This is a genomic window from Paraburkholderia silviterrae (assembly GCF_004353915.1).
GTDB classification, from domain to species: domain Bacteria; phylum Pseudomonadota; class Gammaproteobacteria; order Burkholderiales; family Burkholderiaceae; genus Paraburkholderia; species Paraburkholderia silviterrae.
Genome location: NZ_SMRP01000002.1, coordinates 193,339 through 217,276 on the forward strand (window position 1 = coordinate 193,339; position 23,938 = coordinate 217,276).

Below are 23,938 nucleotides of genomic sequence, written 5' to 3' on the forward strand. Positions count from 1 at the left end.
GAACCATGTCAATTTCGCTAATGCCCTGCGTGTATCGGTGCCGCGCTCAATGCACGCCGTGGACGTGCAAGGTGCGCGACTCGAAACGCTGCGAGAGCTCCTCCGAAGGCAATGCCTTGCAGACGAGCCATCCCTGAATATGATCGCAGCCCATCTTCGTGAGCAGCTCGCGCTGCGCCTCGGTCTCGACGCCTTCGGCGACGAGCTCGAGCTCGAGCGTGCGCGCGAGGCCCACCACGGCATTGACGATCGCCTGATCGTTGCGCGAGGTGAGCAGGTTCACGACGAAGCTGCGGTCGATCTTCAGTTTCGAAAGCGGAAAGCGCTGCAGATACGCGAGGCTCGAATACCCGGTGCCGAAGTCGTCCACGGCAAAGCGGATGCCGAGCGCCGTGAGCTCCTCGAGCAGCGTGACCGCGTGCTGCGGGTCCTGCATCAGCACGCTCTCGGTGATCTCGAAGACGAGCCGGCGCGGATCGATCCCGGTGAGCCCGATCGCTTCTTCGACGCTCTCCTTGAAACGGGGATTGCGGAACTGCTGCGGCGAAACATTGACCGCGACGTACTGCAAGGCAATGCCTTGCTCGTCCCATTGGGTCAGCTGCATGCAGGCCGCCCGCAAAACCCAGTTGCCGAGATAATTAATCAGGCCGACGGATTCCGCAAGCGGGATAAATGTTGATGGCGGCACGAGTCCGTGCAAGGGATGTTGCCAGCGCATCAGCGCTTCGACCCCAACCACGCCGCCCGTGGCGCTGCTCGTGATGGGCTGGAAGTGCAGTGAGAACTCGCCGTTGCGCACGCCGTCGTGCAGGTCCGATTCGAGCTTCAGGCGCTGGGCGTCGGTCGGGTCGTCATCGGGCACGTGGAGCATCAGCGAGTTGCCGCCCGCGGCCTTGGCCTGTTGCAGCGCCTGGTCGGCGCGACGGATGAGCGGGGTGCTTTCGGGCTGCGCATCGCTCTCGCCGCCGTCCGGGCGCTGCTCGGGATGGAACGCAATGCCGATGCTCGCCGCGAGATGCACCGGCTGGTCGCGAAACGAATAAGGCTGCAGGATCGACGTGAGCAGGCGCCGCGCAAGCGCTTCTGCGGCGCCACGAACGTCAAAGGACGCGCCGCCGCGTTGCGGCACGCCTTGCGACGAGGAACGCGACGAGGAATGCGACGCGGATTGCGGCGTGATCAGAATGGCGAACTCGTCGCTGCCCGTGCGCGCAATCAGCTCGCCCTGCTGGGTGAGGTGCGTGAGGCGGCGCGCGGTCTCGCGCAGCAACTCGTCGCCGGCATCGTAGCCGAGCGCGCGGTTCACGCGCTGATAGTCGTCGAGATCGAGCAGCAGCAGGGCGATGGGCGTGCCGTGCCGGTCGGCTTCGGCCTGCGCGCGTTCGAGCGCAGGCTCGAGCGCCGCCTGGTTCGGCAGGCCCGTGAGCGGATCGTGATGGAGCGCATGCGTGAGGCGCGCCTGCACGCGCTGCCAGTCCGAGACGTCGAAGCCCGCCACGGCGAAGCCGTCGACGCCCGCCCGGGTGCTCGACTGCACGCGCAGCTCGACGGCGAGCGGGTAGGTCAGCGCTTTCACGAGATCGATCGTGTCTTTTTCGACTACGCCGCTCTCCAGTGCGCGCGCGAAGAGCGCGTCGAGGCGCGCGAGATCGTCGGGCGCAACGAGGTCGTGCAGCGTCGCGCCAAGCAGGAACTCGCGGTGATAGCCGGCAAAGCGCAGACTCGCATCGGAGACGTAGAGAAAGCGCAGGTTGCGGTCCACATGCACGAGGAAATCCACCGCGGCGGCCGTTTGCTCGAAGGCGCGCGGATGGGCCTCGGACGCGGTGGCTTCGTCGCCGGACGGGCGGCCAATGCCCGCGGCGGCCGCGCGAGCGGGCACGCTCTGTGCGTCCGGCAAGGGCGGTGCAGCGTGCGCACAGGCGAGCGGGACGCCGGGGCGGGCGTCGTGCCGCTCGCCTGTGCGCACGGCGCGTGGCCGCAGCCGGTCCAAGACCGTGCGTAGCCAGCCCGGGCGGGGCGCGGTAATCCTGTTCGCTTCCATGTGTGTCGCTGGCAACCTGTGTACTTGTCGGCGTGTCGAGTCGGGCGCGCGGCTTGCATGCGAAGCGTGGCAGGGCCGCGCGCCGGGTTGCGGCAGCGGCGAAACGCGCTGCTGCTTGACGCGCCCATCAGACCGAGATATCGACCCCACACGCGAAATCTTTAGCTGCGCGGCAAAAAAACGGGCGAGGCGCCAAGGCGGCCTGACAAGGCGATGCCGGCGCGCGCGGATTCGGTTAAAGTGGCGCCGGCCGCGCGTGGGCTGTGCATGCGTACAGCATTTCCCAGACGAGGTCGCCCAACGAGTCATCCAGACCGAACCCATCCGCTCGAATCTTTTGCCATGTCCGATTCATCGTCACCGTTCGCGTCGCCTGTGCGCGCGGCCGCGCGAGACACCAGCGGTGCCGGTGCACAGCCGCAAGCGCAATCCGATCAGCATGTGGCGCACAGTGCGCACGTTGGCTCCCAGCCGTTCGTCTATCTGGGTCGTCAGCCTATCATCGACCGCAGCGGCGCGCTCACCGCGTACGAGCTGCTCTTTCGGGGCAGCGCGCAAAACCGCGCCGACGTGACCGACGACGCGCTCGCCACCGCACAGGTGATCACGCGCACCATGGGTCAGCTTGGCGTGCCCGCCGTGCTCGGGCGTCATCACGGCTACGTGAACATGAGCCGCGAGCTGCTCTTCGACGACATCGTGCATCTGCTGCCGCCGGGCCGCTTCGTGCTCGAGGTGCTCGAGCACGTGCATCTCGACATGGCGGTGCTCGAGCGCCTCGCGCAGCTGCGCCGCGAAGGCTACCGCATCGCCTTCGACGACGTGAGCGCGCTCACCGACAACCTGCGCCGCGCGCTGCCCTATGCGGACATCGTCAAGGTCGATCTGCGGCAGACCGAGCGCGCCGCGCTGCCCGCGCTCGTCGAGGCCATCGCCGCCGAGGGCAAGACGCTGATCGCCGAAAAGGTCGAGACGAGCGAGGACTTCGAATACGCGCGCGGCCTCGGCTTCGATCTGTTCCAGGGCTACTTCTTCGCGCGTCCGCAAATGCTGCATGCGCCACGCGTGCGGGCCTCGCGGCTCGCGCTCGTGCGCCTGCTCGCGCTGGTGGCGAGCGACGTGGGCGTGGCCGAGCTCGAGCGCGAGCTGCGCAGCCATCCGGGCGTGGTCGTGCAGCTGCTGCGGCTCGTCAATTCGAGCGCCTATGCGCCGGGGCGGCCGATCTCGTCGCTGCGCGAGGCGGTGCTCGCGGCCGGCACGCGTCAGATCGCGCGCTGGGCGCAGCTGTTGCTCTACGCGAGCGGCCGCGATCTGCCGTGGGCCTGCGACCCGCTCGTGCAGCTCGCGGGCACGCGCTCGCATTTCATGGAGCTGGCCGCGCGCAGCCTCGCGCCCAACGACGCCGTGTTCGCCGACGCCGCCTTCATGACGGGCATCTTTTCGCTCGTGCACGTGCTGGTGGGCTCGACGCCTGCACACACGCTCGAGCGGCTCGGCCTCGCGCGCGAGATCAGCGAGGCGGTGGACGGCCAGCGTGGTGAGCTCGGCATGCTGCTGCGCGTGGCGCAGGCCTGCGAGCGCGGCGACGACCGTCTCGCCGAGGCGCTCGTGGGCGAAGCGGGCGGGCGTTTCGCGGTGCTCACGCCGGCATTGCTCGGCGAGCTCAATCTGTGGGCGAGCGCCTGGTTTTCGGCATATGCGGATGGTTGAAGGGCGTTCGTAAGCAGTTCATCGTCGTGCAGCCCTGCGGGCGCCCGGCCGCAGGGCCGTGGTGCTCGCCCTGCGTGCGCAGGCGGAGTGTGGTCCAATAGGGCGGTTGCCGGACGCGGCGGGACCGCGCCGCAGACCGTCGTGCCATGCCTCGCCGCTCGCGCTTCGAGCCGCCGCGCTGGCCCGGTCGCCGGCGACGCATTCGAGGTCATACGAGGACATCCGACATGAAACTGAGGTATTTCGCGGCGGGGGCCGCGGCGCTCGTGTGCGCCGGACTTGCGTTCTTCGCGCTGAGCGCGCAGGCGACGCTCAAGCCGGGCGACTCCGCGCCCGATTTCACGACGCAGGCGTCGCTGGGCGGCAAAACCTATACCTACTCGCTCGCCACCGAGCTCAAGAAGGGGCCGGTGGTGCTGTACTTTTACCCGGCGGCGTTCACCAAGGGGTGCACGATCGAGGCGCATGATTTTGCCGAGGCCGTCGACCAGTACAAGCAGTACGGCGCGACCGTGATCGGCGTTTCGCACGACAACATCGACACCCTCACGAAGTTTTCGGTGAGCGAGTGTCGCAGCAAGTTCCCCGTTGCCGCCGACGAGGATTCGAAGATCATCAAGGCCTACGACGCGTCGATGCCAATGCACGCCGTCATGGCCAATCGCGTCTCGTATGTGATCGCGCCGGACGGCAAGGTCATCTACGAATACACGAGCCTCTCGCCCGACAAGCATGTGGAGAACACGCTGCGCGCCGTGAAGGAGTGGGCCGAGCAGCATCCGCAACAGTAAAACGCCACGCCAGCGGCGCGTAGCAGATCTCGTGCCGCGCGCCGCGGGCCGTGAGGTGCGCTTGCGATGCGGCAAACGTGGGCCGCTTCGGTAGGGCCGCGCGTGTTGCGCGCTGGTATCGTGCAGCTTTCCCCGTTCCCAGTGGTCAACCGCGGCATATGAGCGCCCGGGGGGCCCGTCTTCGTATGCCTATCCTCGTTCTCTTTATCGTATTCGCCGCGCTCGTCTACGGCGCGGTCTGGTCGTTTCAGGCTTTGGCTACGCGTTTTGGCACGGACGTGGCGATCGGCGTGGCAGCGGTGGTCGTGGCTGCGCTCGCCACGCTGCTTGCGAACTGGCTGCAGCGCCGCCGCGAAGTGGCGCCGAACCTGCGCGGCGAGGGCGACTGGACTCATCGCGTGGCTGGCGTGTGGGGCGAGGCGCGGCTCGCGGCCGGCAAGCGGCTGTGCGAAGTCACGCTCGGCGAGGTTCACGGCGCGTATATCTTCGCGGACCTGAAAGGCGCGCAGCCCGGGCAGGACGCGAGCGGCTGGCACGTCGCCCTCAGCGTGGCCGATGCGGGCAAGCCGCTCTGGCAGTTGCCCATGCCGAGCGAGTGCGAGGCAAAGCGCTGGGCGCGTATTTTTACGCTGGCGATCGGGCAGAAACTTTGAAACGCAGCGCAGTGTCGAATGCTCCTTGTCAGAACTCATCCAGATTCCCCATGCTTCGCAGCTTTTATGTAGGACTCGCGCTCGCTGCCACGAGTGCCACGCTTTTAACCGCCTGCGACCAGCAAAAAGTCGCCGACGCCGTGAATGCCGTCAAACCGGATTCGATGGCGTTCGGAGGACTGAAAATCGGTGTCTCGACGGTCGAGGACGTGCGGCGTCAGGCGGGTAAGCCCGAGATGGTGTGGGAGGACGACGACGGCGCGCAGCGCCTGGAATATCCGCGCGGGCCGAACGGCTTGACTACATGGATGCTCGACTTCGACGCAGACGGCAAGCTGGTCGCGATGACTCAGGCGCTGACGGCGCAGAATATCGCGCAAGTGGTGCCGGGCATGCCGCAGGACGAGGTGCGCCGCCTGCTTGGCAAGCCGGCGACGGTCGCGAAGTACGCGCTGAGTCACGAGGAAGTATGGAGCTGGCACTGGGCCGAAGGCGGCGTGGCCGGCGACGGCATGTTCAACGCCCATTTTTCGCCGGATGGGCTCGTGGTCCGCACTTCGCGCTCTGACGCTCCCGGGCACGAGCAGCATTGACGAGGCGTGCGTTGCAGGCCCTACGCGGGCAAGGAAGGTGGAGATGAAACGTATCGCTCTATTGTGGAATGTCGTGAAGGGCGATCTGCGCGTGTTGTGGTTCGCGCTGCGTCAGCCCGGACGCCCGGGGTGGTTGATGCCCGCGACGGCGCTCGTCGCGCTCTATGCGCTCGCGCCGTTCAATATCGCGCTGCCGCTGGTGGGCGTGGTCGACGATGGCATTCTCGTGCCGCTGGTACTGCATCTGCTGGTGCGTTGTTTGCCGATGGATTTGAGGCGGGCAGGGCGGGTTTGACGGCCCCAGGCGCGAAGCCGTTTTTGTCGAATTTTGCGAGTGAAGATCTCCATAGATGTAAGATATACTTTACATTGACGGGTGGCCAGCTTGGGCGCCCTGGAGGTCATCATGCAACTCTACGAGATTGGCCAGGCAGTGGCGAAACGGCGCGCGGAACTCGATCTCACTCAAGCACAACTGGCGAAACTCGCCGGTCTGTCGCGACTCACCATTAATCAGCTCGAGTCGGGCAAAGTCAAGGACCTGGGCATCAACAAGCTGATTCCGCTGCTCAGTGTGCTCGGCCTCGAACTCGCTGCCACGCCAAGGCCGCAGCAACGGGGCCTCTATAAGGCCGCGGTGAGTGCGAACGTCAGCTACAAAGGGCATCTCACGGAGCGTTTGCTCACCGACGCGCTTTCCACGGGCCAGATTCCAGCAGGATACGAATCTCAAATCTCGGCCATCCTCGACGAGGTTCCTGTGCCCGTCGTCGTAAAAGCGGTCGAAGAAGCCTCCAGGTGCTCCGGTACGCCACTGAGGCAGATCTGGAAGAATCTCGCCTCATGGTCGAAGGACCTTCATCTGTATCGGGGAGTATGGGTATGAGCACACCTTCGTCTCTGCCCAGTGGCCCGTGGCAGACTCTCTTCCGGCATGCGTTGACGCTTGTCGACGAAATACGTACGTATGGCACGTCCAGTCCGTTCTGGACCTTCGGCGGCGGCACAGTGCTCATGCTGCGCTATGGCCACCGAATGAGCAAGGACATCGATATCTTCGTTCCAAATCCGCAGTATCTTGGGTACGTTAATCCTCGCATCAACGACACGGCATCGGGGATCACGACGGACTACGACGAGCACGCGGGATTTGTGAAGCTCATCTTGCCCGAAGGCGAAATCGACTTCGTCGTTTCCCCGAATCTGACTTCGCCCGGCTATGACGAATGGACGTTGATGGGGCAGTTGGTCAAGGTCGAGACTGCGGCGGAAATTGTCGCCAAGAAGATGTGGTATCGCGGAGATCGCCCGACGGCGCGAGACTTATTTGATCTGAGTCTCGTGATCGAAAAGGAGCCGGATAGTTTGAGGGCGGCTAGCGCATATCTCATTCGGCATCGTGAGACGTTTCTACGGCTTCTTGTTGAGCATCGTGAATTTCTGATGTCGAGATTCAATGATATGGAGACGCTGCGCTACACACCTTCATTTGACTACTGTGTCGGGCTGGCGATTGAGTTTCTGACGGCTATGCCGGGCGATACCGCTAGTCGATGAGCACGGGCTTCGGTGGTGCAGATTGTAAAAGGCTCAGTGAATACTAGTTCGGAACCCAGCGAGGCCGACTGAGTTCGACGAAGAGCGGACTCTCGCCTGTGTCACTTTTCATGGCATCCGACCAGCCAGCACATCGAGTGGATTGGAGACGGCTCCGTAGCCGAGCTTTAGAACAGAGGCATAAGTCAAGGTCATTGACACATCCAAATGTACAAGCAACTATTGTACCGTGTGAATATCGCTATCTACCTGAATTAAATTTTTTGCAGAGCAGTACATAGCTTGCGCGGTCTGGTCGATTTTTCGAGCTAGGTATGCCTACATCGCCTCATCGTTTATCATCGGTCTTTCGAAGTGATGCTGAAATCTTCGTGTCTGCTTGAACTGTTAGCGTTTCTGTCCAAGCGCGGTACCTTTAACGAAGACTTCCTTAGAACTCACCCTCAGAAACGGTTAACAAATGGCAAGCATAAAGCAAGATCTTACAAATCGGAACGAGAGCGTTGAACGCGTGTACGGTTTCAATGCGGAGAGCAGATTTCTCGTAAATCGTCGGTATCAACGGAAACTCGTCTGGTCCATAGATGAGAAGCGAGCATTTATAGACTCACTTCGTCAGGCGTTTCCCGTTCCGTTGATTTTGCTTGCAGATGTGGACCACGAGGGGGAGGACCGCTTTGAGATCATTGACGGAATGCAGCGGCTAAACGCAATCGTCTCCTTCATAGAAGGTGAGTTCGATCTCGACGGAGCGTACTTTGATCTGCAGGCGATGGCTCAGACGAAGCTCCTCCTTGACAAGGCCCAGTTGCTTCAGAAGACGCCGGTTCTCGATCGGGCAATCTGCGTCAAGATTGTTGGCTACAGCTTGCCGCTCACAGTTTATCCTGCTACCGCTCACACGCAAATCGATGAGATCTTTCGCAGAATCAATGCCTATGGAAGGCACCTGTCAAGGCAGGAGCTTCGCGTCGCAGGTGTCACAAGCTCTTTTGCCCAACTTGTACGAAATCTAGCTGCAAGGGTTCGAGGTGACGTGTCGGCAAGCGACAAGCTGTATTTGTCCTCGATGAAGCAGATAAGTATCACTAGCAAGGAGTTGCCCTATGGCTTGAACGTTGACACGATTTTTTGGGTTCAAAATAACATTCTCACTCGCGAGTACATTCGCCAATCGCGCGATGAGGAACTTATAGCTGACATGCTCGGCTATGTGCTTCTTACTCCAAAGGTATCCTCCAGCGCGGAGATTATCGATGAATTCTTCGGCTATTCACCGAACGGTGCAAAGCAAGCTCGACGAGACGAGATCGAGGCTGCTGTAAAAAAGGTCGGCAGCGACGTCCTTATTATGCAATACATGGCAGTTCACGATGTTTTTCGCGAGATCGTGAAGGCATCCGGAAAACGTTTCAGCGAGTTAATGTTCGCGGATGCTGGGCAGCGCGTACCTCGCTATTTTCAGAGCGTCTTTTTGGCTCTTTGGGAGCTATTGATTAACGAGCAGTTGGTCATCAAAGATGTAAAAAGAGCAGCCAAGGCGCTCGACGGTGCGGGTGAGAATATTTCCATCGGTGGCGGTGGCGGACGATTCAGCGCAGATGATCGGGAAAAGAATATCACGGTGGTTAGAGGCCTTCTTCAGAAAAGTTTCTCGAAGAGAAAGCAAAATGACCCTGCATTGTCGTCGTGGACCACGGAGTTCGAGAATATTCTGATGCAGTCATACACGGAGCAAGCGCTCTATGACTTTAAGCAAGGATTCATGTTCTTGGATGGCTCCGCGAAATTCGATGAACCTCTATTCGAGAAAGTGTTCAAAACACTTGCTGCGATGGCCAATCAGGGCCCAGGGGCGGTTGGGTACGTAATCGTCGGCGTGGCCGACGATGCGAAGACGGCGGCGCGAATTAAGGATCTTTATGGAATAACTCCGATATCGTACCAGCGATTCTTGATCACCGGTATCGACCACGAAGCCGCTGCGCTTCCGAAGAAGTTAGACTCCTATTTCCTTGGAATAACGCAGCGGCTCGCTGCAACGCAGATGACTGAGTGGGCCCGCGCTCAAATATCCCGAGACGTGCGATTGATCTCGTACTCTGATCGATCCCTTGTGATCTTTAGGGTGGAGGCAGGTCATGAGCCCTGCGACTTTCATGGAAAATACTACGAAAGGCACGGATCGAATGTATCTGAGATTGCGCAGCCAGGGTACGCTGCGCTGTTTCGGCGCTTCTTGAGCGCGAAAGCATAGAGGGGGGCGCGACGAAGCGGTTCTGTTAATTGCTAGTCTTTTGGATCTACTCCCGAAGCTTAGACGCCCAATTCTTGTGTCGAGTGGACATCCTCTGGCCTACGGCCTCCGCCGGCCGCTCATGTCCAATGGTGGGCGGCCGTTTCTGGCCATTGATTCGGCAGGTCGAGTGCCCGCTTTCTGTCGACAGGTACTCTCTGCTCCCGCGCATTTCGACATAGAACTTGGTATAGGGGCGGCTGAAGCCTCACTTCAGCCGCCCTTATATGTAGGTCAGCCTTCACTCCAGCACCCGCGGCGGCGGCGCCGCGCGCCCGCGCTTCTCATCCCACCATACGCGCAGGCGGTCCATGTACAGATACACCACCGGCGTCGTATAGAGCGTGAGCGCCTGGCTCACGATCAGGCCGCCCACGATCGAGATGCCGAGCGGTGCGCGCAGCTCCGCGCCCTCGCCGCGCCCGAACGCGAGCGGCAGCGCGCCCAGCAGGGCCGCACAGGTCGTCATCATGATCGGCCGAAAGCGCAGCAGGCACGCCTGATAGATCGCATCGCGCGAACTCAAGCCCTGGCGCGAGGCGTCGATCGCGAAGTCCACCATCATGATCGCGTTCTTCTTCACGATGCCGATCAGCAGGATCACGCCGATCAGCGCGATGATGCTGAACTCGGTCTTGAAGATCAGCAGCGCGAGCAGCGCGCCCACGCCCGCCGAAGGCAGCGTCGAGAGAATCGTGAGCGGGTGGATGTAGCTCTCATAGAGGATGCCGAGCACGATATACACGGCCGCGAGCGCTGCGAGTATCAGGAGCGGCTGGTTGTCGAGCGATTGCTGGAACGCCTGTGCGGTGCCCTGGAAGCTGCCGTGGATGGTCTGCGGCATGCCGATCTCGGCCATCGTGTCATAGATGGCCTGGGTCGCGTCCGAGAGCGACTTGCCCGGCGGCAGGTTGAACGAGATCGTGGAGGCCACGAACTGGCTCTGGTGGTTCACCGAGAGCGGCGTCGTGCCAGGACCGAACGAGGCGATCGCCGAGAGCGGGATCATCGTTTCCTTCGCCGTGGAGACCGCCGCGCCCGAGGACGCGCTCGACTTGCCGCTCGCCGCGATCGAGTTGATCGCGAGATTGCGCGCGGAGTCGGCGGCGATGGCCGCGGCGCTCGAGGCCGACGTTGCGCCCGTGCCGCCGGTCGAGGCGCTGGACGTGGAAGGCCCGCTTACCGTGCCCGCCGTCGCATTGGTGCTCTGCGCGCCGCTTGCGGTGCCGCCCGACGTGCTCACCCAGATCTGGTTGAGCATCTCCGGGCTTTGCCAGTACTTCGGCGCGACTTCCATCACCACGTGGTACTGGTTCAGCGGGTTGTAGATGGTCGAGACCTGGCGCTGGCCGAACGCGTCGTAGAGCGTGTTGTCGATCTGCGAAGGCGTGATCTTCAGGCGCGCCGCGCTCGCGCGGTCGATCGTGATCATCGACTCGAGGCCGCCTTGCTGCTGGTCCGAGTTCACATCGGCGAGCTCGGGGCGCGCTTGCAGCGCCTCGGTGAGCTTCGGCCCCCACTTGTAGAGGTCGGCGGTATTGTCGGCGAGCAGCGTGAACTGATACTGCGCGTTCGACTGCCGCCCGCCCACGCGGATGTCCTGCACGGCCTGCAGGAAGGTGCGCGCGCCCGCCACGTGCGAGAGCGGCTCGCGCAGCTGCGCGATCACCTGGTCGGCGGAGAGCTTGCGCTCGCTCTTGGGCTTGAGCGAGACGAACATGAAGCCCGAGTTGGTCGCGCGCCCGCCCGTGAAGCCCACCACCTGATCGACGGCCGGATTCTCGCCGACGATTTTCATCATCTCGGCGAACTTCACCTTCATCGCCTGGAACGAGGTGGACTGGTCGGCCTGGATGCCGCCCACGAGGCGCCCCGTATCCTGCTGCGGAAAGAAGCCCTTGGGGATGAACACGTAAAGCACGACGTTCAGCGCGATGGTGGCAAAGAGCGTCAGGAGCACCAGGCGCGGATGCTCGAGCGCCCAGCCGAGCGTGTGCTCGTAGCCGCGGTGCAGACGCGTGAAGCCGCGCTCGAGCCACTGCCCGAAGCGGCCTTCCTTCTTCTTTTCCTGCGGCTGCTCGAGCAGGCGCGAGCACATCATCGGCGTGAGCGTGAGCGAGACCACGAGGGACACGCCAATCGCAAGCGAGAGCGTGAGCGCGAACTCGCGAAACAGGCGTCCGACGATGCCGCCCATCAGCAGAATCGGCAGGAACACGGCCACCAGCGAGACGCTGATCGAGAGCACCGTGAAGCCCACCTCGCGCGCGCCGAGCAGTGCGGCCTTCATGCGCGGCACGCCGTTCTCGATGTGGCGCGAGATGTTCTCGAGCACGACGATGGCGTCGTCCACCACGAAGCCCGTCGCGATGGTGAGCGCCATCAGCGAGAGGTTGTCGAGCGAGAATCCCATCATGTACATGGCCGCGAAGGTGCCGATGATCGAGATCGGCACGGCCACGCTCGGAATCATTGTGGCGCGCCAGTTGCGCAGGAACAGGAACACCACCATGACGACGAGCGCCACGGCGATCATGAGCGTGTGCTCGGTGTCCTTGAGCGAGGCGCGGATCGTGACCGAGCGGTCGGAGGCGGGGATCACGTCGACGTTGGCGGGCAGCGACGCTTTCAACTGCGGCAGCATCGCGATCACGCGGTCCACGGTCTCGATGATGTTCGCGCCGGGCTGGCGGTAGATGATCACGAGCACCGAGCGCTTGCCGTTGGCGAGGCCCAGGTTGCGCAGATCCTCGACCGAATCGACCACTTCGCCCACGTCGGAGAGCTTCACGCCCGCGCCGTTGCGGTAGGCGATGATGAGGTCCTTGTACTGGCTCGCCTTGCTCGCCTGGTCGTTGGTGTAGAGCTGGAAGCGCCGCGTGCCGAACTCGATGTCGCCCTTGGGGCTGTTCGCGTTCGCCGAGGCGAGCGCCGCGCGCACGTCTTCGAGACCGATGCCGTAGTGAAAGAGCGCGTGCGGCTCGAGCTCCACGCGCACGGCCGGGTTGGCCGAGCCGCTCACGTCGACTTCGCCCACGCCGTCCACCTGCGAGAGCGACTGCTGCAGCACCGTGGCCGCCGAGTCGTAGAGCTGGCCCGCGCTGAGCGTGGGCGAGGTGAGCGCGAGGATCAGGATGGGCGCGTCGGCGGGGTTGACCTTGTGGTAGGTCGGGTTCTGCCTGAGGCTCGTGGGCAAGTCGGCGCGCGCGGCGTTGATGGCCGCCTGCACGTCGCGCGCGGCGCCGTCGATGTCGCGGTTCAGGCCGAACTGCAGCGTGATGCGCGTGCTGCCCACCGAGCTCTGCGAGGTCATCTCGGTGACGTCGGCGATCGAGCCGAGGTGGCGCTCCAGCGGGCTCGCCACGCTGGTGGCCACCGTTTCCGGGCTGGCTCCTGGCAGCGTCGCCTGTACGGAGATGGTGGGGAAGTCCACTTGTGGCAGGGGCGCGACGGGCAGCTTCGCGAACGCGAAGAGGCCTGCGAGCGCGATGCCGATCGCGAGGAGCGTGGTGGCGACGGGGCGGTTGATGAACGGGCGCGAGAGATTCATCGCGTCAGTGCTCCGACGGTGACGATGGCGAGGGCGCCGGGGGTGCCGGGGGCGTGCCCGGATGCGAGCCGCCGCCGAAACGCCGGCGCATGCGCGCCGCGATGCGGTCGAACGCCAGGTAGATCACGGGCGTGGTGAAGAGCGTGAGCGCCTGGCTCACGATCAGGCCGCCGGCGATCGCGATGCCAAGGGGCCGCCGCAGCTCCGAGCCCGCGCCGGTGCCCAGCATGAGCGGCAGCGCGCCCAGCAGCGCCGCCATCGTCGTCATCATGATCGGGCGGAAGCGCAGCAGGCACGCCTGATAGATCGCCTCGCGCGGCGGCTTGCCTTCGTTGCGCTCGGCGTCGAGCGCGAAGTCGATCATCATGATCGCGTTTTTCTTCACGATGCCGATCAGGAGCACGATGCCGATGATGCCGATGATGTCGAGGTCGTGCCCCGTCATGATCAGCGCGAGCAGCGCGCCGATCCCCGCCGACGGCAGCGTCGAGAGGATCGTGATCGGATGCACGAAGCTCTCGTAGAGCACGCCCAGCACGATATACATCGTCACGATGGCGGCGAGGATCAGGAACAGCTCGTTCGCGAGCGACGCCTGGAACGCGAGCGCCGCGCCCTGGAAGCGCGTCTGGAACGAGCCTGGCAGGCCGACGTCCTTCTCGGCCTGCTCGATCGCCTTGACCGCCGCGCCCAGCGACGCGCCAGGCGCCAGGTTGAACGAGATGGTCGTGGCCGGGAACTGCGAGAGGTGCGTGACGAGCAGCGGCGCGGGGCGCTCGTGGAACTTCGCGATGGCCGAGAGCGGCACCTGGCCCGTGGTCGAGGTCGAGGAGGGCAGGTAGATGCCATTGAGCGAGTCGGTGTAGTGCTGCATCACCGGATCGGCTTCGAGAATCACGCGGTACTGGTTCGACTGCGTGAAGATCGTCGAGATGATGCGCTGGCCGAACGCGTCGTAGAGCGCGTTATCCACGGTCGCGGGCGTGATGCCGTAGCGCGCGGCGCTTGCGCGGTCGATCTCGATGAACACCGACTGGCCCTGGTCCTGCAGGTCGGTTGCGACATCGGCAAGCTCGGGAGCCTGCTCCAGCCGGTGCACGAGCTTGGGCACCCAGGTCGTGAAGTCCTGGATGTTGGGCGTCGTGAGCATGAACTGGTATTGCGTCGGGCTCACGGTCGAGTCGATCGTCAGGTCCTGCACCGGCTGCATGTAGAGCGTCGCGCCCGAGATGTGCGAAACCGACTGCTGCAAGTCGCGGATGATCTGGTTCGCCGTCTCGCTGCGGTCGTCGCGCGGCTTCAGGTTGATGAGCATGCGGCCGCTGTTGAGCGTGATGTTGGTGCCGTCCACGCCGATGAACGAGGTGAGGCTCTCCACGTTCTCGTTCTTGAGGATCTCGGTGGCGAGCGCTTGCTGGCGCTCGGCCATCGACGCGTACGAGACCGATTGCGGCGCCTGCGTGATCGCCTGGATCACGCCGGTGTCCTGCACGGGGAAGAAGCCCTTGGGCACGATCACGTAGAGCACGCCGGTAAGCACGAAGGTGATGGCGAACACGATCATCGTGAGACGCTGGCGCGCGAGCACCCATTCCAGCGCGACGCCATATCGGCCGATCACATATTCGAGGAAGCCATGCACGCGCGCCTCGAATCGATGGCTCTCGGGTGGCGGAGTGTGGCGCAGCATCTTCGCGCACATCATCGGCACGAGCGTGAGCGAGACCACCGCCGAGATCACGATGGTCACGGCGAGCGTGATCGCGAACTCGTGGAAGAGCCGGCCCACCACGTCGCCCATGAAGAGCAGCGGAATCAGCACCGCGATCAGCGAAACCGTGAGCGAGATGATCGTGAAGCCGATCTGCTTCGAACCCTTGAGCGCGGCTTCCAGCGGTGTTTCGCCGTCCTCCACGTAGCGCGCGATGTTCTCGATCATGACGATGGCGTCGTCCACGACGAAGCCGGTCGCGATCGTGAGCGCCATCAGCGAGAGGTTGTCGAGCGAGAAGCCGCACAGGTACATGACGGCAAGCGTGCCGATCAGCGAGAGCGGCACGGAGAGGCTCGGAATGATGGTGGCGTAGACGTTGGCGAGGAACAGGTACATCACCAGCACCACCAGCACGACCGACATCAGGAGCTCGAACTGCACGTCGCGCACCGAGGCGCGGATCGTGGTGGTGCGGTCGGTGACGATCTGCACGTCGAGCGAGGCGGGCAGCGCTTCCTGCAATTGCGGCAGCAGCGCCTTGACGCTGTCCACCACCTGGATCACGTTAGCTCCTGGCTGGCGCTGCACGTTCAGGATGATCGCAGGCGTGTTGTCGACCCACGCGCCGAGCTTGGTGTTCTCGGCGCCCTGCACGATGTTCGCCACGTCCGTGAGCATGACCGGGCGGCCGCTGCGGTAGGCGATCACGGCGTCCTTGTAGGCGTCGGCGTCGGTGAGCTGATCGTTCGCGTTGATCGTCCAGGCACGCGTCGGGCCGTCGAAGTTGCCCTTCGGCGTGTTGACGTTCAGGTTCGAGATGCTCGTGCGCAGGTCGTCGAGATTCAGGCCGTAGGCCGCGAGCGCGCGCGGATTCGCCTGGATGCGCACGGCGGGGCGCTGGCCGCCCGTGAGGCTCACGAGGCCCACGCCCGCGACCTGCGAGATCTTCTGTGCGAGGCGCGTGTCGGCGAGATCCTGGACCTGGGTGAGCGGCAGCGTCTTCGAGGTGATCGCGAGCGTGAGGATCGGCGCGTCGGCGGGGTTGACCTTGGCGTAGATCGGCGGCGCGGGCAGGTCCGAGGGCAGCAGATTGCCGGCGGCGTTGATGGCCGCCTGCACTTCCTGCTCGGCCACGTCGAGCGGCAGATCGAGGCTGAACTGCAGCGTGATGACCGAGGCGCCCGCCGAGCTTTGCGACGACATCTGGTTGAGCGACGGCATCTGGCCGAACTGACGCTCGAGCGGCGCCGTGACCGAGGACGTCATCACGTCCGGGCTCGCGCCCGGATAGAAGGTCTGGACCTGGATGGTCGGGTAATCGACTTCGGGCAGGGCGGAAAGCGGCAAAAAACGCAGCGCGACGAGGCCGACCAGCATGATCGCCGCCATGAGCAGCGCCGTGCCGACCGGACGCAGGATAAAGACGCGGGATGGATTCATGCGGCTTACTGGCCCTCAGCCCCGGAGGCCTTGCGGCGATGGCCGTGGTGAGCCCCGGAGGCGCCCGACGCCGCGCCGGCCGATGAGGCGCCGCCTTTCTCACCTGAGGCACCTGAGGCACCTGAGGCACCTGAGGCACCTGAGGCGCCCGACGCATGTTTGGGCCGCTCGGCGGGAATCGTGATCGTCGAGCCTTCGCGCAGGCGGTCCGAGCCGTCGGTCACGACGCGCTCGCCCACGGCGAGGCCCGAGGCGATGCTGGTGCGCTCGGCGTCGACCGGGCCGACCTTCACGAGGCGCACGGTCACGGTGTTGTCGGGCTTGATCACATAGACATACGAGCCTTGCGAGCCGTTGAGCACCGCCGAGGTGGGCACGATCACCGCGTCGTGGATCGTGTCGACGAGCAGGCGCGCATTGACGAACTGATTCGGGAACAGCGACTGGTCGTCGTTGGCGAAGCTCGCGCGCAGCTTCACGGTGCCGGTCGTGGTGTCGATCTGGTTGTCGATGGTCTGCAGGAAGCCGCTTTCGAGCAGCGTGGTGTTGCTGCGGTCGTAGGCCGAGACCGACATCTTCGTGCCCGTGCGCAACGGCTTCATGATGCTCGGGAGATTGTCTTCCGAGGTCGTGAAGATCACGCTGATCGGCTGCAGCTGCGTAAGCACGACGATGCCGTTGGTGTCGCCGGGCGTGACGTAGTTGCCGGCATCGACCTGGCGCAGGCCCACGCGCCCCGACACCGGCGCCGTGATGCGCGCATAGGTGAGGTCGAGCTTGTAGGTGTCGATGTTGGCCTGATCCGACTTGACGGTGCCTTCGTACTGCTTCACGAGCGAGGCTTGCGTGTCCACTTGCTGGCTCGCGATCGAGTCTTGCGCGAGCAATGTCTGGTAGCGCTTGAGGTCGAGGCGGGCGGTGGCGAGCAGCGCCTGATCGCGCGCGAGCTGGCCTTCGGCGTTGGCGAGCGAGATCTGATAGGGGCGGGGGTCGATCTGTGCGAGCACGTCGCCCTTCTTCACCATCTGGCCTTCCTCGAAGTTCACGCTCTGCAGCGTGCCGGAAAGTTGCGTGCGCACCGTGACGTCGGCGAGCGGCGTGACCGTGCCGAGCGCCGTGATGACGATGGGCATGTCGCCGGCCCTGGCGGTTGCCACGCTGACGGGCTGCGGCATGTTCGCCATCGCGCCGGGGCCGCCGTGACGCATGCGTGCGCCGCTCGCGGCGGCGGGGCTGGCGGCACCGCTCGGGTTCTTGTTCCAGGGCTGCCACCGCAGCAGCGCGATGGCGGCGACGATCAGCACGATGGCGAGCGCGATCAGCTTGCCGCGGCTCTTGCGCGGCGCCGGGCCCCCCGAAGGGGCAGGGGCGGGCGGCGTATCTCGACGAGGGGAATCCGGGCGCTTTTCTTCTTTATCCATCGGTCAGGTCGGTAACGAAATCGGTGACGTGCTTGTCGGTTGAGCGGATTGGTCGGGTGCGCGAGCGGTCGGCGAGGGCGGTGTGCGCCACCACCTTCGGCCACGCCCGCTCACGTATGACGCGATGCTACGCGAGACGCCCGCAAGGTTGATGTCAGGTGCTTGTTGAGCGCCGCCTCGCGGGCCGTCCGCGGCCTTGACGCCTGACGATACGGCCACCGGCGCGGGCGACTGGTGCGAGCGACCGGCGTGGTTGTCGGCGTGGGTTGCCGGCGCGTTGCCGCGCCGATGCCTTTGAGCGCCCTGCGCGCTCGCCGCGCAAAGGCACCTGCGCACCTGCGGCGGCCGGCGCGAGGCTAGCCGATGTCAGGCCGGGAGCCAATGCAGCCAAAAAGCATGATGCTACGTCGGTGTCTCCGTTACAGTCCAGCCCTGTATCTTTCGGGACGTTACGGCGGTTACAGCTCGTCCCATCTGTTGTAGGAAGGGGTGACGGGCCATGGGAGAACACGGATGCGGCAGACGCGGGCGGGAAATTGGGGAGAAATGTTTGATGGTTCGCGTATTCTGGCGAGATTTTGCTTGACTTAGTCAGCGGCTGGATAAAAAATTCAACCTGATTTCGACCTGACCTCGGAGGCTCCGAGGCGCTCTGGACATACCGGGCGCCGGTCGCCTCGGCTCGTTTGGCAAGGGTTTCGCATAGCGGCCTGAACCGAGAACCCCGCGAACCTTGCGGGGTTTTTAAGTGTCTCGAAGTATGCATTTTGCATAAATTCAGAGGCCAGCCCAGCGTCCCGGTCCAGCGGTCGAATACCGTCTCTCAGGTTCTAGCACGGCCCTCGGAATGGCTAGAACTTTTCAAAGCGTCACGTTCACACGTGGCGCTTTTTTTTCCATTGGTCGCAACAACGACGGGTGCGGGAACTTGTGCTCTCGCACGCTTAGTTGGTGTTACCGGGGAAATTCACCCTGCATGGAAAAACATTGGCTTCAGACGGAATAATTTTCCTTTTCGTCGCCCGCCACTAATAATTCGGAAATAAATGCAGGTTGTTTGATGGTCGCCTGGCGGAATTTGACAGCAACTCACTTGCCTGATATTTTCAGCGCGATTTTCTGACGCAAGCATTTATTGCGCTGGCATAGGTGCTGACATAAGCGCGCTGGCATAAGCGGCTGCAGTGTCGTTGCCAATTTAAAGCGCATATAGCCGAAATTCTACCGGGGAGCAGTTCGTGAACTTTACCGCCATCCAGCGTGTATTTATTGGCGCGCTCCCGTCGCAGGACACGCGCCCGTTCAGATTATATTGGCGTGCCTCTCAAAAGGACCTTGCCGGCTTGTTGTTTCTTCAGCGTCTGGACATTCGTGAGGACCTGTGCGGGGGCATCGAAGGACGGCTTTCCTGTATCTCGACAAGCAACGGCATTGCACTCCAGAATTTTCTGGGCCAGCCGGTGACGGTCCAATTGATGACCGATAAAGGGACGCTACAGTCAATCTGCGCGATTGTTACGGACGCGCATGAAGGCGAGTCGGATGGCTCACTCGCGACCTATCAACTGGTGGTGCGCGATGCGCTTTCGATTCTCGAGCGCCGCGCCAATACGCGGATTTTCCGCACCCAAAGCACGCTGGATATTATCCAGACGCTGGTCCGAGAATGGCGCTCGCGAAGCAGCACGCTCGCGGCGACATTCGATATCGACGTGTCGCGCCTCGATGCCTCTAAATATCCGGTTCGCGAACAGACTCTGCAGTTCGACGAGTCGGACGCGGATTTTATCCGGCGTCTATGCCGGCGCGAAGGCATCGCGTGGTTCATCAAGGCAGGCGCGCAGGAGGGGGGCTCGGACCTGAGCGAAGAGCCGTTTCACACGCTGGTTTTCTTCGATAACGTCATCAAGCTCGAGCAGTCGCCCGCGGGTACGGTTTCCTGGCACGCCGACGCGGCCATCGGCATGAGCGACTCCATCACGCTGCTTACGACGGGCCGGCAGCTTGTGGCCGGTTCCGTGCGCCGTGCCAGCTGGGACTACAAGCCCAGCCAGATGGACACGCTGCAGGCTCCCACGCGCGTCGATCAGGGCGTGGCCGGTAACGATCTTGCCCGGCTGCTATCCGATGCGCGAATCGACGCTCCCCATATGGCGGATTCCCCGGACGACAACCAGCGCCTCGGGCGCGCGCGTCTGATGGCTCACGGCGCGCAGGCCGTGCGCATGGACGGCGCCAGCGGTGTGCGCAACCTCGCGGTGGGTACATGGGTGGCCGTCGCGGGTCACCCGGAGCTCGACCGCTTGCAGGAGGTCGATCGGCGCGTGATCGTCACGACGCTGCATCACCGCGGTGAAAATAACCTGCCCAAGGATTTGAACGAGCGCGCGCAGGGGCTTTTCACTGCCAGCCGGTGGCACTTCGACTCGCCACCGGTATCGGTCGATACCCGTATGCGGCCCGCGACGCTCGACGCTTCGGAGTCCAGCCGTTACGAAAACACCTTCACCGGCGTGCCGCGCGGCACGCCACTCACGCCGATATATGACCCGCGAGTCGACTTGCCGCGTGTCCATCCCATCACCGGCGTGGTGGTGGTGCCCGACGGCGAAGAGGTTCATTGCGACGAATATGGCCGGATCTTCGTCCAGATCCAGGGTCTCGATGAGGCCGACCATGCGCATGCCAGTGGTGCCGGCACCCGGGGCACACCTGCCGATAGCGCCGCAGTGCGGGTCCTCGGCGGGTGGGCGGGCGCGAATTATGGACAGCACGTGCTGCCGCGCGGGGGCATGGAAGTCTTGCTCGACTTCATGAATGGCGACCCGGACCGGATGTACGTCGCCGGTGTCTTCGCGAACGGGCAAAACATGCCCGCCACCTTCAGCCGCACGGGTGGTTTGCCGGGCAACCGCTACCTGACTGGCCTTCGCTCGCAGGAAATCCAGGGACAGCGATACAACCAGTTGCGGCTCGACGATACGCCGTCCCAGATCAGCGCGCAGCTGGCGAGCGAGCACGCGCACTCGCAGCTCAATCTCGGGTATCTGACGCAGCCTCGAACCGACGGCAAGGGGGCGGACCGGGGCGAAGGAGCCGAGTTGCGCACGGATGCCGCGGCTGCTGTTCGCGCGGCGCAGGGCATTCTGCTGACCACCTATGCGCGTTCCCAAGCCACAGGTGGCCAGATGGAGCGGGATGAGCTGCTCAAGTTGCTGGGCGAATGCACGGAACTGTTCAAGGCGCTCGGAGACTATGCCGGGCAGCACGGCGGCCAGGCGGCGGACGGAACCGGGCAAAGTGCCGTCGCGAATGCCGTCAAGGGCTGGTCGCCGGGCAATGGCACCGGCGGGTCGGCCGCAAGCACTGCAGGCGCGTCGCAAGCGCTCATCGCCTTGGGTGCCCAGGACGGAGCCGTCAACGTTACGCCGAAGACGCACGTCACCTACGCGGGCGAGAACATCGATCAGGTCGCGCAGCAGCATCTTCAACTGATGAGCGGGCAACGTCTGAATGCAACCGCTGGGCAGGGCATGCAGTTGTTTGCTCGAGGAAAGGGCGTTCAGGTGTTGGCCGGAGAAGGGCCGGTGACCGTGCAGTCGCAGGCCGATGCGCTGGCCGTCAGTGCGCAAAAGGGCGTCCAGATCAGCAGCAACGAGAGCGAGATCCTCCTTAGCGCACCGACGGTCCGCTTCGTTGCCGAAGACGGTAGCTACGTCAAGATCGGAGGCGGCGGCATCACGCTGGGAACAAGCGGCGATATCCATTTGCTGTCCGCGTCTCACCAATGGGGCGGCCCGTCGACGCAAGGCGCACCCAAAGCGGCTTTCAACAACCAGCCGACGGACCAGCGCTTCCGGCTGCATTACACGGGCGACACGCCCGATGCGCCGTTGCCGGCGGCCAATCAGGCTTACCGGATCACGACGGACGATGGCCGTGTGATCGAGGGCGTCACCGACGCGAAAGGATTGACGAGTGTCGTCAAAGACGATGCGATGCGCATCCTGAAGATCGACATCCTTCGGTCAGAACTTTGAGGCGAGAAGACCATGACCGATACAGCAAAGGGCACAAAAGCAATCGGCTCGGGAGCCGGCGTGACGATGTCAAACCGGTCGAACGACCGCAACGTCGCCCGGCCCCGCGACTTGCCAGGCGTGCTGATTTTCTCGCACGGCGTGAACGATCCGGGCGCGAACTACGAGACGGTAGAGGAAGGACTCTGCCAGGGACTTAACGAGCGGCTTGACCGGGCCGATATGATCAAGGGCGAGTACGGTGCCCAATACAAGGATGCACTCGATAAACGGGCAAAGGGACAAAGCAATGCGCAAATGAACGTGATCGCGAGTGATCCGGACACCTATCTGTATCAGCGTGACGGGGTATCGGCTCATTCGGTATTCATCCCGTTCTATTGGGGCTACCGGGCGTCCCCGGCAGAAGTCAAAAAGGACAAGAGCGGAAATCCTGCCAGGTTGCGTACGCAATATCAGGATGTACGCGGCAATCGTCTCGATGCGCATTTCGCGAAGGCTGGTGGAATGTTCAACAATGCGACCGTGAGCATTCCCGATATGTTCGGGAAGGGTTTCACATCGACCTGGGCGACCCGGGCATTGATGAACGCTCACCAGATGAACAACTATCAGTTCTCGGGGGCCAGTCCGGACCGCCGCTATCAGGTGTTCGCCGCCCAGCGGCTGGCAATGCTGATTGCCGAAATCCGGGAGGTTGCGCCAGACGAGACGATCACCGTGATGGCGCACAGCCAGGGGACGATCGTCAGCTTGCTGGCACAGGCACTGTTGCATGACCAGGGCAAGCGCTACGCGGACTGTCTCATCCTCGTGGATAGCCCCTATTCGCTCAACGACAGTCTGTTCTTCTCGAAGGTTTCCCAGGCCTATGTCCCACGCCAGACGGTCCAGGCAAAATTGCAGACGCTCGTCAACATCGTCTCCGAGGTGACGAGGAGTCCTCACCAGCTTCCTCCCTTGAAGGACCTCTGCGTAGACAGTGCAAACCACGGTGGCCGCGCGGGTCACAAGTGGAGCCCGACCAAAGGCAGCCGGCTCGATCAGAACGGCAAGCCGGTTTCGTTTGACGAGCGGGACAATCGAGGCCGTGTGTACCTGTACTTCTGTCCGTCCGATTCGACGGTGGATCTCCCGATCGTGCAAGGTATCGGCACCCACGGCATTGCGGACACCGTGGATGCAAAAAACTACTATTGGGACGGTAACCACACGAGGCCGCAAAGCGCCACCGACACCAGCGACGCCATGAAGGCGCTCGAGAAACTGAATTTCCGGCAACGTGTCTGGGCGGTGCCGGACCCCGCAAAGACCACGATCCTCGTTGGCGCGAAGCCACAAGTCGTAGACATTCCGGCTATCGGTAAACGCACGATCAACGGCGATCAACTGACACCGGCGTTCGTTCCGCGCATGCACGGCGGAGAACTGAAACACAAGGTCGGAAAGGAAGCGCCCGACGCTGTCACTCAGGATCTCGCGCTGGGTAACTCATATGCTGCGTTCCAATGGAAGCCATTGCCGATCTCGTCCGGTTCGACCATCGAGAGTCTGCAAAAGCAGTTCAACGCCGGCAAGAGTCTCGACGATCAAACGAGCAACGTGCAGATGGTCAACGATGGCTTCGGGCATATCACGGCCTGGCGCGAAGAAACGCCGGGTGAAGCACGAGCGCGGATGTCAGGCGATGAGGCGTCGTTGATCAAGCAGGGCGAGTACGGCCCGTTGAATCGCACGGGCGTGTTCACGGCGAACTCCTATCACTCGGCGATCCTGCGTGATCCATGGAATCAGCGATGGGGTACGGCCATGGATGTCGCGCTCGGGCAGGCCAGGACACTTGATGACAAGGATTGGCAGCAACTCTGGATTGCGATTGCCGACTGGAAAAGCTCATACGAAGACATCCATTCGCTCGCCAAGTTTTCGAGCTTGACGCCTGACGGGCAAAAAATGGTCAAGCTGGCGAGCGATTACTACTGGTCCGGCACGCTGCCTGACGCGGCGGTGCCCAAAGAGCCTCCTGGTCTTGTGGTGAGCCAGACAGAAGACCAGCGCTCGAACCCTGAGAAACCGGTCACACCCGTTTTCAAGTGGGACTTTAGCTCGCTGCCGCGAGGATAGTC

At 63.2% G+C, this 23,938-nt stretch carries 14 protein-coding genes; 10 read left to right on the forward strand and 4 right to left on the reverse strand.

Annotated features, from left to right (window positions below):
* Nucleotides 1–46: 46 nt before the first annotated feature.
* Complete coding sequence (locus EYW47_RS04990) at nucleotides 47–2,047, reverse strand: putative bifunctional diguanylate cyclase/phosphodiesterase (RefSeq protein ID WP_133193771.1); 2,001 nt, start codon at nucleotides 2,045–2,047, stop codon at nucleotides 47–49.
* Between the two features lie 342 nt (nucleotides 2,048–2,389).
* Between EYW47_RS04990 and EYW47_RS04995 the strand changes: the two genes are divergently transcribed.
* The 8 genes from EYW47_RS04995 to EYW47_RS05030 all read left to right on the forward strand — a co-directional run bounded on the left by EYW47_RS04995 (nucleotide 2,390) and on the right by EYW47_RS05030 (nucleotide 9,608).
* On the forward strand, nucleotides 2,390–3,757 hold the full coding sequence (locus tag EYW47_RS04995; protein ID WP_133193772.1) for an EAL and HDOD domain-containing protein: 1,368 nt from the start codon (nucleotides 2,390–2,392) through the stop codon (nucleotides 3,755–3,757).
* A 227-nt stretch (nucleotides 3,758–3,984) separates the two neighbouring features.
* A complete protein-coding gene (locus EYW47_RS05000) occupies nucleotides 3,985–4,548 on the forward strand; it encodes a peroxiredoxin (protein WP_133193773.1) in 564 nt (187 codons plus the stop codon).
* A gap of 185 nt (nucleotides 4,549–4,733) precedes the next feature.
* Nucleotides 4,734–5,201: a hypothetical protein gene (locus EYW47_RS05005; RefSeq protein WP_133193774.1), complete on the forward strand. Its 468-nt coding sequence runs from the start codon at nucleotides 4,734–4,736 to the stop codon at nucleotides 5,199–5,201.
* Between the two features lie 50 nt (nucleotides 5,202–5,251).
* Nucleotides 5,252–5,794, forward strand: coding sequence for a hypothetical protein (locus tag EYW47_RS05010; protein WP_133194203.1), 543 nt, complete (start codon nucleotides 5,252–5,254; stop codon nucleotides 5,792–5,794).
* 43 nt (nucleotides 5,795–5,837) lie between these two features.
* Nucleotides 5,838–6,089, forward strand: coding sequence for a hypothetical protein (locus tag EYW47_RS05015; protein ID WP_133193775.1), 252 nt, complete (start codon nucleotides 5,838–5,840; stop codon nucleotides 6,087–6,089).
* Nucleotides 6,090–6,200: 111 nt separating this feature from the next.
* Nucleotides 6,201–6,680 carry a helix-turn-helix domain-containing protein gene (locus EYW47_RS05020; protein ID WP_133193776.1) on the forward strand — a complete coding sequence of 160 codons (480 nt, stop codon included), beginning with the start codon at nucleotides 6,201–6,203 and terminating at the stop codon, nucleotides 6,678–6,680.
* On the forward strand, nucleotides 6,677–7,351 hold the full coding sequence (locus EYW47_RS05025; RefSeq protein ID WP_133193777.1) for a nucleotidyl transferase AbiEii/AbiGii toxin family protein: 675 nt from the start codon (nucleotides 6,677–6,679) through the stop codon (nucleotides 7,349–7,351). Before EYW47_RS05020 ends, EYW47_RS05025 begins: the two co-directional genes overlap by 4 nt.
* Before the next feature lie 511 nt (nucleotides 7,352–7,862).
* Complete coding sequence (locus EYW47_RS05030) at nucleotides 7,863–9,608, forward strand: GmrSD restriction endonuclease domain-containing protein (RefSeq protein WP_165976497.1); 1,746 nt, start codon at nucleotides 7,863–7,865, stop codon at nucleotides 9,606–9,608.
* A gap of 280 nt (nucleotides 9,609–9,888) precedes the next feature.
* On the opposite strand, the gene EYW47_RS05035 is transcribed toward EYW47_RS05030, so the two are convergent.
* From EYW47_RS05035 to EYW47_RS05045, 3 genes are read right to left on the reverse strand one after another with little or no spacing between them, the layout of a single operon-like run.
* On the reverse strand, nucleotides 9,889–13,197 hold the full coding sequence (locus EYW47_RS05035; protein ID WP_133193779.1) for an efflux RND transporter permease subunit: 3,309 nt from the start codon (nucleotides 13,195–13,197) through the stop codon (nucleotides 9,889–9,891).
* A gap of 4 nt (nucleotides 13,198–13,201) precedes the next feature.
* Complete coding sequence (locus EYW47_RS05040; protein ID WP_133193780.1) at nucleotides 13,202–16,351, reverse strand: MdtB/MuxB family multidrug efflux RND transporter permease subunit; 3,150 nt, start codon at nucleotides 16,349–16,351, stop codon at nucleotides 13,202–13,204.
* 5 nt (nucleotides 16,352–16,356) lie between these two features.
* Nucleotides 16,357–17,772 carry an MdtA/MuxA family multidrug efflux RND transporter periplasmic adaptor subunit gene (locus EYW47_RS05045; protein ID WP_133193781.1) on the reverse strand — a complete coding sequence of 472 codons (1,416 nt, stop codon included), beginning with the start codon at nucleotides 17,770–17,772 and terminating at the stop codon, nucleotides 16,357–16,359.
* A 1,238-nt stretch (nucleotides 17,773–19,010) separates the two neighbouring features.
* On the opposite strand from EYW47_RS05045, the gene EYW47_RS05050 reads away from it, so the two are divergent.
* On the forward strand, nucleotides 19,011–21,812 hold the full coding sequence (locus tag EYW47_RS05050; RefSeq protein ID WP_133193782.1) for a type VI secretion system Vgr family protein: 2,802 nt from the start codon (nucleotides 19,011–19,013) through the stop codon (nucleotides 21,810–21,812).
* Between the two features lie 12 nt (nucleotides 21,813–21,824).
* A complete protein-coding gene (locus EYW47_RS05055) occupies nucleotides 21,825–23,936 on the forward strand; it encodes a T6SS effector phospholipase Tle3 domain-containing protein (protein WP_133193783.1) in 2,112 nt (703 codons plus the stop codon).
* The last annotated feature ends 2 nt before the right edge of the window (nucleotides 23,937–23,938 follow it).

Coding starts and splice junctions, on each gene's coding strand:
- EYW47_RS04990 (WP_133193771.1), bottom strand. CDS start 2,047: ATGGAAGCGAACAGGATTACCGCGCCCCGCCCGGGCTGGCTACGCACG.
- EYW47_RS04995 (WP_133193772.1), top strand. CDS start 2,390: ATGTCCGATTCATCGTCACCGTTCGCGTCGCCTGTGCGCGCGGCCGCG.
- EYW47_RS05000 (WP_133193773.1), top strand. CDS start 3,985: ATGAAACTGAGGTATTTCGCGGCGGGGGCCGCGGCGCTCGTGTGCGCC.
- EYW47_RS05005 (WP_133193774.1), top strand. CDS start 4,734: ATGCCTATCCTCGTTCTCTTTATCGTATTCGCCGCGCTCGTCTACGGC.
- EYW47_RS05010 (WP_133194203.1), top strand. CDS start 5,252: ATGCTTCGCAGCTTTTATGTAGGACTCGCGCTCGCTGCCACGAGTGCC.
- EYW47_RS05015 (WP_133193775.1), top strand. CDS start 5,838: ATGAAACGTATCGCTCTATTGTGGAATGTCGTGAAGGGCGATCTGCGC.
- EYW47_RS05020 (WP_133193776.1), top strand. CDS start 6,201: ATGCAACTCTACGAGATTGGCCAGGCAGTGGCGAAACGGCGCGCGGAA.
- EYW47_RS05025 (WP_133193777.1), top strand. CDS start 6,677: ATGAGCACACCTTCGTCTCTGCCCAGTGGCCCGTGGCAGACTCTCTTC.
- EYW47_RS05035 (WP_133193779.1), bottom strand. CDS start 13,197: ATGAATCTCTCGCGCCCGTTCATCAACCGCCCCGTCGCCACCACGCTC.
- EYW47_RS05040 (WP_133193780.1), bottom strand. CDS start 16,351: ATGAATCCATCCCGCGTCTTTATCCTGCGTCCGGTCGGCACGGCGCTG.
- EYW47_RS05045 (WP_133193781.1), bottom strand. CDS start 17,772: ATGGATAAAGAAGAAAAGCGCCCGGATTCCCCTCGTCGAGATACGCCG.
- EYW47_RS05055 (WP_133193783.1), top strand. CDS start 21,825: ATGACCGATACAGCAAAGGGCACAAAAGCAATCGGCTCGGGAGCCGGC.